Source organism: Micromonospora echinospora (assembly GCF_900091495.1).
GTDB classification, from domain to species: Bacteria; Actinomycetota; Actinomycetes; order Mycobacteriales; family Micromonosporaceae; genus Micromonospora; species Micromonospora echinospora.
In genome coordinates this window covers 6,732,001-6,744,921 of sequence record NZ_LT607413.1, presented here as the reverse complement: position 1 = coordinate 6,744,921, position 12,921 = coordinate 6,732,001, and the positions used below count along the sequence as shown (strand labels likewise).

The 12,921-nt window shown below is 74.6% G+C and carries 11 protein-coding genes; 8 read left to right on the top strand and 3 right to left on the bottom strand.

The window, feature by feature from the left end; translation table 11 throughout:
- The first annotated feature begins 1 nt into the window (after position 1).
- Together GA0070618_RS28875 and GA0070618_RS28870 are read left to right on the top strand one after the other, a co-directional pair.
- Positions 2 to 475: a hypothetical protein gene (locus GA0070618_RS28875; protein ID WP_143740213.1), complete on the top strand. Its 474-nt coding sequence runs from the start codon at positions 2 to 4 to the stop codon at positions 473 to 475.
- Positions 476 to 720: 245 nt separating this feature from the next.
- On the top strand, positions 721 to 1,611 hold the full coding sequence (locus GA0070618_RS28870; protein WP_331253117.1) for an LCP family protein: 891 nt from the start codon (positions 721 to 723) through the stop codon (positions 1,609 to 1,611).
- A gap of 4 nt (positions 1,612 to 1,615) precedes the next feature.
- Here the strand turns inward: GA0070618_RS28870 and GA0070618_RS28865 are convergent, their stop codons facing one another.
- Together GA0070618_RS28865 and GA0070618_RS28860 are read right to left on the bottom strand one after the other, a co-directional pair.
- A complete protein-coding gene (locus GA0070618_RS28865) occupies positions 1,616 to 2,866 on the bottom strand; it encodes a DUF1501 domain-containing protein (RefSeq protein WP_088984440.1) in 1,251 nt (416 codons plus the stop codon).
- A gap of 1 nt (position 2,867) precedes the next feature.
- Entirely contained in the window at positions 2,868 to 4,136 is a 1,269-nt protein-coding gene (locus GA0070618_RS28860; protein ID WP_088984439.1) for a DUF1800 domain-containing protein, read from the bottom strand.
- 274 nt (positions 4,137 to 4,410) lie between these two features.
- On the opposite strand from GA0070618_RS28860, the gene GA0070618_RS28855 reads away from it, so the two are divergent.
- Genes GA0070618_RS28855 through GA0070618_RS28830 form a run of 6 tightly spaced genes read left to right on the top strand, consistent with a single transcriptional unit; the run spans position 4,411 to position 11,817 of the window.
- Entirely contained in the window at positions 4,411 to 5,574 is a 1,164-nt protein-coding gene (locus tag GA0070618_RS28855; protein WP_088984438.1) for a glycosyltransferase, read from the top strand.
- A complete protein-coding gene (locus GA0070618_RS28850; protein ID WP_088984437.1) occupies positions 5,561 to 6,733 on the top strand; it encodes a glycosyltransferase family 4 protein in 1,173 nt (390 codons plus the stop codon). The genes GA0070618_RS28855 and GA0070618_RS28850 overlap by 14 nt, the downstream gene beginning before the upstream one ends.
- Complete coding sequence (locus tag GA0070618_RS28845) at positions 6,730 to 7,911, top strand: glycosyltransferase family 4 protein (RefSeq protein ID WP_170107794.1); 1,182 nt, start codon at positions 6,730 to 6,732, stop codon at positions 7,909 to 7,911. Before GA0070618_RS28850 ends, GA0070618_RS28845 begins: the two co-directional genes overlap by 4 nt.
- Positions 7,908 to 9,206: a glycosyltransferase family 4 protein gene (locus tag GA0070618_RS28840; RefSeq protein ID WP_088984435.1), complete on the top strand. Its 1,299-nt coding sequence runs from the start codon at positions 7,908 to 7,910 to the stop codon at positions 9,204 to 9,206. Before GA0070618_RS28845 ends, GA0070618_RS28840 begins: the two co-directional genes overlap by 4 nt.
- Positions 9,206 to 10,519 (top strand): oligosaccharide flippase family protein, encoded by a 1,314-nt coding sequence (locus GA0070618_RS28835; RefSeq protein WP_088984434.1) that lies wholly within the window; start codon positions 9,206 to 9,208, stop codon positions 10,517 to 10,519. Before GA0070618_RS28840 ends, GA0070618_RS28835 begins: the two co-directional genes overlap by 1 nt.
- Complete coding sequence (locus GA0070618_RS28830; RefSeq protein ID WP_088984433.1) at positions 10,516 to 11,817, top strand: O-antigen ligase family protein; 1,302 nt, start codon at positions 10,516 to 10,518, stop codon at positions 11,815 to 11,817. The genes GA0070618_RS28835 and GA0070618_RS28830 overlap by 4 nt, the downstream gene beginning before the upstream one ends.
- Here GA0070618_RS28830 and GA0070618_RS28825 read toward each other — a convergent pair.
- Positions 11,773 to 12,906, bottom strand: a complete 1,134-nt coding sequence (locus GA0070618_RS28825) for a hypothetical protein (protein WP_088984432.1) — start codon at positions 12,904 to 12,906, stop codon at positions 11,773 to 11,775. The two genes, GA0070618_RS28830 and GA0070618_RS28825, sit on opposite strands and share 45 nt — an antisense overlap.
- Between the last annotated feature and the right edge of the window lie 15 nt (positions 12,907 to 12,921).

Sequence of the window (12,921 nt, the reverse complement as noted above, 5' to 3'; positions counted from 1 at the left end):
AGTGGCGGAAGCGATAGGTGAGAAGATCGCCCGCGCGGTGGGCGGGTTGGCCGAACATGGTCTTGCGGTCAATGTTGAGGGGAAGGGCGAGGGTCGTGTCTACCGGATTCGGGGAAAGGGTTGTCGTCTGACAGTGGAGGTCGGCAGAAGGGGGTTGTCGCTCGGGTTCACCCTCGACCGCCAGGAGGCTTCACCGGAGTTGACCTACCATGTGGATACCGACCTGTACGACATATCAGATCAGAAGCAGCAATGGTTCGCCGTGGAGATCGAAGACGAGATCGCATCTTTCCTCGGGGCTTTGGAGGGTGGGCAGGTTCGGGTCAGTAGGCGACCTGGCAAAGCGGTGATCGTCTTTCCGCGGGGGGGCGGGTACGCCCGGGTGGAGCGTGGGCGGATTCTGACAAGCGAGAAGCACTACGAGCGGCTGGAGGACGCGGAGAGAGGCGATTCTTTCCTGCCGCTCCTGGCGTGAACGCGCCCGGATGTGAATCGGTCAGAAGGAAGTGTTTCCGGCTGATGCCCGCTTCGATAGCATGACGGCATGTCCCCTCGATCCTCTGGCGATGCTGATACGGGTGTGGATTCCGGAGAGTCGTCGCCTACTGCCAAGTCTCTTGGTTACGTCGCCAGAGGCAAGAGAGCCTTGACCGTCGGTGTGCTGGTTACGCTGGTGCTGACCCTGGCTGTCGTGCTCGGGGCGTCGTGTACCTCACGTCGGTGGAGTCGGACGTCGGGCGGGTGGACGTGTTCACCGCCGTGCCCGAGGCGTCCCGGCCGGCGAAGGCACCCGAGGCGCGCGACGCCCGTAACCTGCTGATCCTCGGCTCCGACTCCCGCGACCCGGAGAACACCGGCGGCTCCCGCAGCGACACGATCATCCTCGCGCACATCCCCAGGGGCGGCGGCAGCGCCCAACTCGTCTCCATCCCCCGGGACACCTGGGTGCACGTTCCCGCCTCGAAGGACGGCCGGCACGGCGAGCGGGACGCGAAGATCAACGCGGCGTTCGCCTGGGGCGGGGTGCCGCTGCTGGTGCAGACCGTGGAGGAGTTCACCGGCGTCCGCGTCGACCACGTCGTGATGGTCGACTTCGCCGGCTTCAAGGAGATCGTCGACGCCCTGGGCGGCGTGGAGATCGACGTGGCGGAGAGCTTCACCTCCACCCACGCCCTCACCCCGGACGGCCGCCGGCACTTCACGACGGGTCGGCAGACCATGGACGGCGCCACCACCCTGGACTACGCCCGCGAGCGGTACGCCTTCCCGGACGGCGACTTCACCCGCATCCGGCACCAGCAGCAGGTGATCCGGGCGATCCTCGACAAGGCCGCCTCCGGGGGGCTGCTGACCAACCCGGTCCGGCTCGACGACTTCCTGCGCGCCACCGCCGACGCCGTCTCGGTCGACGAGACGCTCTCCCTGGTCGACCTGGCCATGGACCTGCGGCACCTGCGGGGCGGGAACCTGACCTTCCTCACCAGCCCCAGCCGGGGCACCGGCCGGATCGGCACGGAGAGCGTCGTCCTCGCCGACGAGGCGAAGGCCCGTGCCCTCTACACCGCCGTCCGCCGGGACCAGGTGGGCAAGATCCTCGCCGCTGCCCGGTAGTGGCTCAGTCTCGCCGGAACAGGGGCAGCGGTCGCCCCCGGTAGCCGTCGAGATGCTGTTCCGGGTCGGCGTCGAGCACCGAGGCGAGGACCGCGCCGAAGACGTCCCGGAAGTCGGTGGTCGCCTTCAGGTCACCGCCGTCCAGGTCGGTCAGGCTGGGCGGTGCGCCGTGGAAGCCGCCGGCCACCCGCGCGCCGGCCACCAGCACCGGTCCGGCCGTGCCGTGGTCGGTGCCGTCGGAGGCGTTGGCGCGTACCCGCCGGCCGAACTCGCTGTAGACGACCACCGCGACCCGCTGGCCGGCCGCGCTGCCGGCCATCCGGGTGACGAAACCGGCCACCGCCGCGTCGAGCTGGCCGAGCAGCACCTCGTGCGCGGCGAGCTCCCCGGCGTGGGTGTCGAAGCCACCGAGACTCACCGAGTACACCCGCGTCGGCACGCCGGCCTCGACACAGCGGGCGACCAGCGCGAGCTGCGCGGCGAGGGCCCCACCACCGCCGGTGCCGGTCGCCGGCACGGTGCCCTCGGCAGCGGCGGTCGGGCTGGCGACCGGATCGGCCGCCTCGCGGACCAGCCGGCCCATCTCCACCAGGTCGGCGTACGCCGCCGCCGCGCGCGCCTGCGCGTCCGGCTCGCCCGGTTGGACGCGGCCCAGTGCCGCGATCATCGTCGGCGCCACCCAGTCCGGCAGTTCCAGTCCCTGATAGCTGACACAGGCGCCGACCCGGGTCCGTCCGACCAGCAGCGGCGGCAGTACCGGCTCGAAACTGACCGCCGCCTCCACCGGCGCGCGGGTGCTGTCCAACCACCGGCCCACCCAGCCGGTGTCGGCCGGGGCGTCGGGCGTACCGCTCTGCCAGATGTCCATCGACCGGAAGTGGCTGCGGTCCGGCCGGGGGTAGCCCACCCCGTGCACGATCGCCAACCGCCCGTCGTCCCAGAGTCCCTTCAGCCCGGTCAGCGCCGGGTGGAGCCCGTGCCGGTCGTCCAGGGCCAGCACCCGCTCCGGCGGGTACGCCAGCTCGGGGCGGGCCGAGTGGTAGGCCGGATCGGCGTACGGGACGACGGTGTTCAAGCCGTCGTTGCCGCCGTACAGGGTGACCAGGACGACGGTGTCCACTCGGCGGGTGGCCGGCCGCTCCCCGCCGGTGCCCAGCAGCCGGACCAGGGAGATCCCGCCGACCCCGGCGGCCAGCGCCCCGCCACCGACCACACCGGAGGCGAGCAGGAACCGTCGTCGGGTCGGCCGGTCCACGTCAGGTCACCGCGTACTCGGGGCTGACCAGGCCGAGGGTGAGCATCAACCGGGAGTTCCCGGCGGCTCGGAGCACCGCGTACGTCCGGTCGGTCCACCGGTCCACGCACAGCAGGTGGGCCACCTCCTCCGGGGTCAACCCTTCGGGGCTGCGCAGCGCGGCGAGCTTGCCGGCGAGGTGCAGCTTCAGCCGGGCGGCGGCGCTGGTCAGCCAGGCGGCACCGGCCGGCCAGCCGCCCACGCTGGGCGGGGCGAACGGACGCTGGCCGAGCCCGCCGAGTCCGTCGAGCAACGCGACCACGGTCTCCGTCGGCATGGTGGCCGGCCGCAGCGCCAACTGGCGCATCGCCCCGACCAGCCACTCGACCGGTTGCTTGACCATCGTGGACCGGGTGGCGGGGAACGCCTCGTCGGCGAGGAGCGCGCGCAGCATCGCCATCGGGTCGGGGTACGCGGCGACCATCGCCGCCAGGGTCGGCTCGGGGACCGGACGGTGGGACGACGCGTACCGGTGCCAGAGCCGGGTGGCGACGAACCGTGGACAGGCCGGCTGCCGCAGCAGCAGATCGGCGAGGCCGTGCGCGGTGAAGGCCCCGGTCTCGCCGAGGATTGTCTTCTCGCCGTCGTCGTGTCGGCGCGGGTCGAGGGTGGTCCGCTCACCGGCCAGGTCGATCCGCCAGCCGGTCAGCGCCCGCCCCGCGTCCCGGACGTCCGCCTCGGTGTACCGGCCGATGCCGACGGTGAACAGTTCCAGCAGTTCCCGGGCGAGATTCTCATTCGGTGCCTCCCTGCTGTTGAACTGCCCGTCCAGCCAGTACACCAGCGCGGGGTCCACGACCATCCGGTGCACCATGTCGACGAAGTCCCGCGCCGCGCGCAGCGCGCCGTGCTGGGCCAGCATCAGTTGCGCGCTCTTCACCTTGACGATCGACGTCGCCCAGTGGCCGTGCCAGAAGAACAGCAGCTTCTCCGTCGCCTGGTGGTCGGCGACGGTCATCCGGTCCAGCCACCAGCGACTGATCAGTGTCGTCTCGCTGCGCCGCTGGTCGTCGGCGCGGATCCGCTGTTCCGGGCTCGGCGTCGGGGTGCGTGCGTACGGGTCCGGGCCGAGGCGGGGCAGCGGTGCCCGGGTGGCGCCGATGTCCGGCCCCGGCGGGCTGGTCAGGGCGGTCAGCGTGGCGGCGTGGCCGGCCCGCCGCGCCGCCGTGAGTTCGGCGGCGGTCGGACCGAAGCCGGCCCGCCGCAGCAGCAGCGCGACATCGTCGGTCATGGCGGCACCGTAGGTGGGATTCCCATAATCGTGGCTGTCCGGGGCGGGGTATTTCCCCCGGGTGACGGTCCGCCTCGGACATTGCCGGTGGGACCGCGCCCCGGCCCTACTGACATAGAGACTAATAGATCAACTTTTCGGTGGTAACCGATGTCGGCATGTCGATTTTCCCGCTTTCCGGGAGCGCATTCCGATCACGACTCGCGGTATTATCCGGCTGCGCCTCGTCGACCGTCCATCACGTCCCGACACCACGTCGCGGGGGTACGAGCTGATGATTCCGCCCGTTCCACTCGACCACCAGGACACGTCACCGCCGGTTTCCGGCGACGTGCCGGTGGCGCGGCCGACGCAGCCGCCAGCGGAGCGCTCGATCGCGCTGGTCCACGAGTGGTTCACCGCCACCGGCGGCGCCGAGCAGGTCTTCCGTCAGCTCGCCGAGGTCTTCCCGGCCGCGGCACGCTTCGCGCTCTGGCGCGATCCGGGTGTCGACGCGCCGGAGCTGCGCGAGTCCTGGCTGGCCCGGACCCCGCTGCGGCTCAGCAAGGCGCTGGCCCTGCCGGTCATGCCGCTGGTCTGGCGCACCCTCACCCGGGAGCGTTTCGACGTGGTCATCACCTCCAGCCACGCCTTCGCGCACACCGCCCGACTCGGTCCACCGGAGCGCACCCGTTACCTCAGCTACGTCCACGCCCCGGCCCGTTACCTCTGGACCCCGGGAGTCGACGACCGGGCCGGCGGCCGGCTGTTGGCCGTGCCCCGCCGGGTGATGCGCGCCCTCGACGTACGGCTGAGCCGGCACGTGCACAGTTACGCCGCCAACTCCCGCGAGGTCCGCGACCGGATCCGCCGGCACTGGCGGCGCGACGCCCGGGTGATCCACCCGCCGGTCGACGTGGAGTTCTTCGCCAGCGCGCGCGGCGTCGAGCGGATTGCGCCCCGCGACTACCTCCTCGGCGTCGGCCGCTGGGTCCGGTACAAGAACTTCGACCTGGTCATCGCCATCGCCGAGGCGGCCCGGCTGCCCCTGGTGATCGCCGGGTCCGGCCCGGAGGAGACCCGGCTGCGCCGGCTGGCGGCCCGCGCCACCGTGCCGGTCACCTTCGAGGTCCAGCCGGACCGGACACGGCTGCGGCAGCTCTACTGGGGAGCTCGGGCGCTGCTGTTCCCGGTGCACGAGGACTTCGGCATGGTTCCGGTGGAGGCACAGGCGTGCCGGACGCCGGTGCTCGGACTGCGCCGGGGCGGTCTGCTGGAGACGGTCGTGGACGGGGAGACCGGCGTCCTCCTCGACTCCACCGACCCCCGCGACTACGCCAACGCCCTCGGTCGCCTCGACGAGCTGGACCGGACCCGGATACCCGCCCAGGCGGCCCGGTTCTCCGGCCGTGAGTTCGCCAGCCGGGTGACCGAGTGGGTCGCGCATGAGTGCGACTGAACCGCCACGGGTGCTGCACGTCAGCCACACCTCCCAACCCGGTGGGGCGGAACTGGCCCTGGCCCGCCTGGTCGGGCGGGACCGGCCCTGGCGGGCGGCGCTGCACGCCCCACCGGGCGGCGGCGCGTTCGACCACCTGCGGGGCACCGACGTCACGGTCGCCGAGGACCTGCCCGCGCTGCCCACCGGAGGCACCCGCAGCCGGGCCCCGCTGCTGGCGGCGCGCTACCTGGCGGCGTTACGGGCCGGGGCCGGTGTCCTGCGCCGCAGCCCACTGTTCCGCGACGCCGACCTCGTGCACGCCAACACGGCCGCCGCCGCGATCATTTGCGCCCTCGCCGACCGTCGCCACCGTCGCCCCCTCGTCGTGCACCTCCGGGGGCCGGTGAACGCCGAGACCCTGGGACCGCTCGGGTTGCCGGCGTTCACCCGGCTCGCCCTGCGGCACGCCGACGGGCTCGTCGCGAACTCCCGGTTCACCCTCGCCAGCGTGATGGGGCGGCCCCGCGTGCCGGCCCACCGGGTGGTGTTGCAGAGCCCGATCGGCATCGGGGAGCGGGTGCTCCGGCCCCGGGTCCGACCGGTGGTCCGGGCGGTGGGCATGGTGGGCCGGCTGCAACCCTGGAAAGGCCAGCACGTCTTCCTCCAGGCGTTCGCCGCCGCGCTGCCCGACTCCGACGTGCAGGCGTACCTCTGCGGGGCCCCGCTGTTCGGTGAGGCGGCGTACGAGGCGGAGCTGCGGGCGCTGGCCACCCGGCTGGGTGTCGCCGACCGGGTGCACTTCCTCGGGCACGTCGACGACGTCTCCGCCGTCCTCGACTCGATCGACATCCTGGTCCACGCCTCGCTCGGCCCCGAGGCGCTGGGGCAGACCGTGTTGCAGGGACTGGCCCGGGCCAAGCCGGTGATCGCCACCGAGGGGGGCGGGCCGGGGGAGTGGATCCGCTCCGGCGTCAACGGCCTGCTGGTCCCACCCGGCCGACCCGAGGCGCTCGCCGGGGCCCTGCGCCGCCTGGTCGCCTCGCACCGGCTCCGGATCGAGCTGGCCGCCGCTGCCGCCGGTACCCCCGGGCTGCTCTCCGACCCGGAGTGCGTCGCCCGGCACGGCGAGTTCTTCGACGCCGTACGGCGGGCACACCGGCCGGGGCCGGCCCGGTGAACGGGCGTCGCCTGCGGGTCGCGTACGTGCTCGCCCATCCGCCCGGCCCCAGCGAGACCTTCGTCCCCGCCGAGGTGCGGGCGGTCCGGGCGACCGGAGCGACCGTCGAGGTCTTCCCGGTCGGGCCGGGCGGCGGCCGGGTCGCCGACCTGCGGCGGGCCGCCGGCCGGCTGCTACGCCGACCCGGTGGTCTCCCGGCCGACCTGCGCGTCCTCGGCGCCCGTTCCCTGCCGCGCGGGGTGCTCGCCTGCGCCGGCGCGGCCGGCCTGGCCGGGCCGGTGGCGCGGTTCCGTCCGGACGTGCTGCACGCGCACTTCGTCAACCTGCCCACCGCGGTCGCCCTGCTGCTCGCCCGTCGGCTGGACCGGCCGGTCACCGCCACCGCCCACGCGGCCGACTTCCTCCGGGAACCGAACCCGGCGGCGCTGCGCCGCCGGCTGTCCCGGCTCGACCACCTCTTCGTCGTCTCCGCCGCCTCGGTGGCGCAGCTGGCCGCCGGGGGAGTGCCGATGGCGACGGTCCCGCACCGGATCGTGCGGGCCGCCCACGACGGCCGGACCGTCGACCCCGACCGGGAGCGCCCACCCCCGGCTCCCGGCCCGGCGCGGCTGGTCACCGTCGCCCGCCTGGTGGCCAAGAAGGGCGTCCCGACCGCCGTCGACGCGGTCGCCCGCCTCGTCGCCGCCGGTCACGACCTCCGCTACGACGTCTACGGCGACGGGCCGCTGCGCGCCGAGGTACGCCGGCAGGTGCGGCGGTACGGCCTGGCCGGGACCGTCCACCTGCACGGCGCGGTGCCGCACGAGGTGGCGATGGCCGCCCTGCTCGACGCGGAGGTCGCGGTGCTGCCCTGCCGGGCGGGGCCGGACGGCGACCTCGACGGCATCCCGGTGTTCCTGATGGAGGCGGCCGGCCGGGGCGTGCCGGTGGTGACCACGGCGCTCTCCGGCATCCCGGAACTCGTCGGCCCGGACGCCGGTTGGCGGGTGCCGCCCGACGACCCGGCCGCGGTGGCCGACGCGGTCCGGGACGTGCTCGCCGATCCGACGGAGGCGCGGCGGCGTAGCCGTGTCCTCCAGGCCCGTCTCCGTGCGGAGTTCGCCCCGGCCACGCAGGCCGACCGGCTGGTCGACACCTGGACCCGGCTCGTCGACCGGCGGGTGGGAGGGGCCGGGTGACACTGACCGTGGTCTGTTCGTACTTCCCGCTGCCGCAGGACCGGGGTGACCCCGTCCGGGTGCTCATGGCGCTGCGGGCGCTGGCGTCGGTCCGCGACCACACCCTGCTAGTGGTGCGCCGCCCGGACACCCGACCGGAGCAGGTCGACCAGCTCCGTCGGATGCTCCCCGGGGTCGAGGTACGGGTCTTCGACGCCACCGCCTTCCGGTGCGACCGGTTCGGCCCGGCCGGCCGCTACCCGGAGTCCCTCGCCGCCGGGCTGCCACCGTGGGTCCGCAGCCGCTGGAGCGCCGACCTGCATGGGGAGCTGCGGCGGCGCACGGGGGTCGGCATCGCGCTCGGCGAGGCGGCCGGGGCCTACGTGCGGGACACCCCGTTGCGCTGGCACTGGGACAAGGCCAACGTGCTCGCCGCCAGCCTCCGGCAGGAGGTCGAGGCGGCGGCGGGCCCGGTCCGCCGGCTCCGCGCCCGCTACCTCACCCGGATCTCCACCCGCTTCGAGGCCACCGTGCTGTCGCGCTGCGCCACCGTCTCGGTGACCAGCGCGGAGGAGGCCGCCCGGCTGCGGCGTCACCACGGTCGGACGGCGGACGTCGTCCTGCCCAGCGCGGTGGCCCTGCCGGTCGGGCACCGGCCCCACCCGCACGAGCGGGAGCTGGTCTGGCTGGGGAGTTTCGCGTACGAGCCGAACCTGGTCGGGCTGCGCCGGTTCCTCTCCGAAGGGTGGCCCCGCCTGGCGGCGGCCGGACACACCCTGGACCTGGTCGGTTCCGGGCTCACCGGGCCGGTCCGGGCCACCCTCGCGCGGCACCCCGGGGTGCGGGTCCTCGGCTACGTCGACGACCTCCGGCCGGTGCTCGCCCGCAGTCGGGCCGCCGTGGTGCCACTGTGGAGCGGGGCGGGCGTCAAGCTGAAGACCCTCACCCTGCTCGCCCACGCCGTACCGGTGTTCGCCACCCCGGTCGGCGCCGAGGGTGTCCCGCCGAGCGCCGCCGTGCGCCTCGCCGGGACGCCCGCCGCGCTGGCCGAGCGGATCCTGGGCACCGCCCCGGCCGATCTCGACGCCATGGCCGCCGAGGCGGTCCGGCTGGTCCGGGACCGGTTTTCCGCCGACCGGTTCGCCACGGACCTGGTCGACTCCCTCACCGCGTGCGGCGCCCTCGACCTGTCCGAGCCTCCTCCGGGTCCTGCCGCCGGCCGTGACCGTTCCGCTGTCGCCGACCGCCGTCCGGGTTCCACCGTTGGTCGTGACCGTTCCGCTCCCGCCGACCGCCACACCCGTCCGGAGCGGTGATGTCGACCCGACGCCTGGTCTCCGCCACCACCGCCAACCTGGTCGTCCCGCTCAGCGGGCTCCTGGTCGGCCCGGTCCTGTCCCGGGAGCTGGGGCCGGAGGGGCGGGGGCTCTACGCCGCGCTGACCCTGCCCGTCGTGGTCTACGGCTGGCTCGGCACGTACGGCCTCCAGGACGCGCTCACCTTCCACCTCCGGCACCGCCGGATCTCCCGCCGGGACGCCGCCCGGGTCGCCCTGCTCGCCACGGTGCCGCTCGGCCTGCTCGGCGTGCTGCTCCTGGCGGTGCTCGGGCTCGTCCTCGCCGGGGAGACGGGTGAGCGCCACCAGTTCCTCGTCCTGGCCCTGCTCGCTCCGCTGCACATCCTGGCGAACCTGCTCGTCGGCGCGCTGACCGGCGCCGCCGACGTCGGCGGCGTCAACCTGGTGAAGGTCGTGCCGGCGGTGATCCGGACGGTCCTGCTCGTGGGCGTCTGCCTCGCGTTCGACCTGAGCGCCTTCGTCGCCGGCCTGCTCTTCCTCGCCTCGATGGCCGGGGGGACGGCGGTCGGGCTGCGCCGGCTGCGTCGTGCGCCGGTCGGCGAGGTGCCGTCCGGGCCGCTGCCCCTGCGGTCACTGACCCGGTACGCGGCGGTCTGCCTGCCCGGGGTGCTGGCGGCTGTCGCCACCGCCCGGCTCGACCAGATGATCGGGCTGCCCCTGCTCGGTGCCCGGGAGCTCGGCTTCTACGCGGTCGCGGTGAGCGTGGCCGAACTGCCGATGGTCGTGGCGACCGCCGCCCGGACCGTCCTCATGGGCCGCGCCGACGGCGACGACGCCGCCGCCGCGCTGCGCGTGGCCCGGCTGGCGCTGCCGCTCACGCTGGCGGCGTGCGTCGTCCTGGCCGCCGTCGCGGGACCGCTGGTCCCCCTGGTCTTCGGGGCGGTGTTCGCGCCGGCGGTGCCGCCCACCGTCGTCCTCTGCGCGGCGACCGTCCTCTACACCGGCGGGCAGATCCTCGGCGCGGTGCTGCTCGCCCACGGTCGGGCGGGACGCTCCTCGGCCGCCCTGGTCGCCGGTGCGCTCACCGGTGTGGTGGCGCTCGTCGTGCTGGCCCCGCTGGGCGCGGTCGGCGCGGCCGTGGCCAGCCTTCTCGGGTACGCGGTGGCGGTGCTGTCGGCGGCCCGGTCGGTCGTCGGCCTGCCCGGGGTGCCGTCGCTGCGCGCGGTCACCGTCCCGTACGCCGACGACCTCCGCTTCCTGCGCGCCCGGTTCCGTGCCCGACGACGGCCCGGCGTCCCGGCGCCGGTCGACACCGGAAGCGGTGCGCGGTGACCACGCTGCGGGACCGGATCACCGGTGGGCTGGGGCGGGCGACGTTCCGGCAGCCGGGGCGACAGACCGAGGCGGGGATCGCGCTGCTGGTCGTTCTGGCCTGGCTGCGGGGGGTGGCGCCGCCGCTCGTCCAACTGCTCGACAGCGGCCGACCCGGCTTCAACACCCGTACCGACCTGATGCCGGTCACCGGTCGGCTCCTCGGCGACGCGCTCACCCTGGCCGTCGTCGGGCTCGCGGCGGTCCTCGCCGGGTACGGCCTGCGGCGTGGCCGTCCCGACCGCTGGTGGGGGCTCCTGGTGGCGCTCGCCCCGTTGGCGGTGGTCGCGTCCGCCGGCTGGGCCAACCACCAGCGGCCCGGCCCGGTGACGCTGGCCCTGCCGCTGGTCGCGGTCGCGGTGTGGGTGTGTCGCCCCGGCCGCCGGGTCCTCGCCACCATCGGCGCGTGCGGGGCGCTCACCGCGCTGGGGTCGATGCTGCTGGCGGCGGCGAGACCGGAACTGGCCCTGCTGACCGGCGCGGCGGCCGGCGCCAAGACCGTCCCCGGTGGCCTGCTGGCCGGCCCGTACGCGCACTCCAACGTCCTCGGCATCGTGCTGGCCCTGAGCCTGCCGTTCGTGTTCGCGTTGCGGACCGCGTCGTCACGCTGGACGGCGCTGGCGGTGATGCTCGTCGCGGTGGCCTGGACCGGTTCCCGCACCAGCCAGGTCGCGGTCCTGGCGGTCCTGGCGACCCGGGCGATGCTGGCCGTGGCCGCGCGACGTGGGTGGCGGCCACGCCGGCCGTGGGTGGCGCTGGTGTCGCTGCCGGTGGCGGCCGGGCTCGCGCTCACCGTGGTCACCCCGCTGGTCACCACCGATCCGGCCGGTTTCACCGAGCGGGGCCGGATCTGGCGCGAACTGCTGGCCCACTGGCGGGATCGACCCCTGCTCGGCCACGGTCCGGAGTTCTTCGACCGGGAGCCCGGCCTGGCCGAGGCGCTCGGCGGCGCGTTCAACCACGGGCACAACCTGCTGGTCCACCTGCTGGTGGTGGGCGGCCTGCTCGTCGTCGCGGCGGTGGTGGCGCTGCTCGGTCTCTGCTGGCGGCGGGCGGTGTCGGTGGCCCGCCGGGGCCGCGTCGTGCCGATGCTCTACCTGGTCGCGTTCGCCTGGGTCTCCTGGTTGGAGGCGTCCCACGTGCCGACCACCCTGGCCGGCCACCTGAGCTGGTTGCCGCTCTGCCTGGTCCTGCGCGGCGAGCCGGACCGGGACTCAGAAGACCAGGGTGTCCCGGAGGTAGTTGACGACCCGGCGTAGCTGGTTGGCGCCGTCCAGCGGAGCGGTCATCCGCAGGACCAGCTGACGGTCGACGTCGCCCTCGCCGCCGCGCCAGTAGGCGACCACCACCAGCACGTACCGGGGCGTGCCGTCGATCAGCAGGCCGCTGCGTTCGGCGTAGACCGCGCTCTGCCCACCGCGTGTCCAGCGCAGACCCCACGCCTCCTCGGCGGTGCGCATCGCCACCTGGCGGGAGCCGGTGCACGGCACCGGGCAGTCCCGCACGATCAGCTCACCGCCGATGGGCGGACCGTCGTCGGTGGAGGCGCCGCACTGGTGGCGGGTGTAACCCTCGGCCCGGCCCGCCGGCGTGCACTGCCACCCGAGCGGCACCTTGACCGGGAAGGCGAGGCCGTCCAGGCCGGTCAGGGTGCGGACCCGGTCGGTGGCGGCGAAGCGTGGCCACTGCGCCGGCCAGTTGCCCGGTGCCGGCGGCTCCAGGCCGGGGTTCAGCGGGGCGGAGGTCGGTACCGCCGCGGACGACGGCCCGGCGCCGGCCCGGGGGGACGGACCGGGATCGTCGTCGCCGGAGCGGGTCACCGTGAAGAGGATGCCGGCACCGACCAGGACGAGCAGGACGACCGCCGCGATCACCAGGGTCGGGCGGGTGGTGGGCGGCGTCTGGCCGGGAACGGTCACGGGTGGCCCGGTCTCGACCGGTTCCCCGGTCGCGGACCCGGTGGCGGGCGGATCGGGCACGGCTGGACCGGTGTCCCGGACGTGCGGGGCGGGCGGTTCCTCGGGGCCCTCCTCCGCCGCCGGGCGGTAGTCCATACCGAGCGCCGAGAACGTCCGGGTGGCCAGGGACAGTTCCCCTTCGGGGTACGCGACCCAGGGGGTGGTGGCCGCGAAGTCGGCGGCGACGAAGCGCTGACCACCGGACTCGGCGTGGCCGAGGGCGCTGGTGGTGGCGGCGAAGGCGTTGCGCCAGCGGGGTTCCGCGGCGATGCCCGGATCGAGCACGGCCACCGCGAGCGGTCCGTGCTCCTCGTCGAGCGCGGACCAGACGCTGCCGATCTGGCAGGAACCCAGCCTCTGGTCGAGCCGGTACGGAACCGATGGTGTCATCGACGACCTCTTCCG

Bases quoted from the DNA above. Each gene is read 5' to 3' on its own strand.
- GA0070618_RS28860 (WP_088984439.1), bottom strand. From the start codon at position 4,136: ATGACCGACGATGTCGCGCTGCTGCTGCGGCGGGCCGGCTTCGGTCCG.
- GA0070618_RS28855 (WP_088984438.1), top strand. From the start codon at position 4,411: ATGATTCCGCCCGTTCCACTCGACCACCAGGACACGTCACCGCCGGTT.
- GA0070618_RS28850 (WP_088984437.1), top strand. From the start codon at position 5,561: ATGAGTGCGACTGAACCGCCACGGGTGCTGCACGTCAGCCACACCTCC.
- GA0070618_RS28835 (WP_088984434.1), top strand. From the start codon at position 9,206: ATGTCGACCCGACGCCTGGTCTCCGCCACCACCGCCAACCTGGTCGTC.
- GA0070618_RS28825 (WP_088984432.1), bottom strand. From the start codon at position 12,906: ATGACACCATCGGTTCCGTACCGGCTCGACCAGAGGCTGGGTTCCTGC.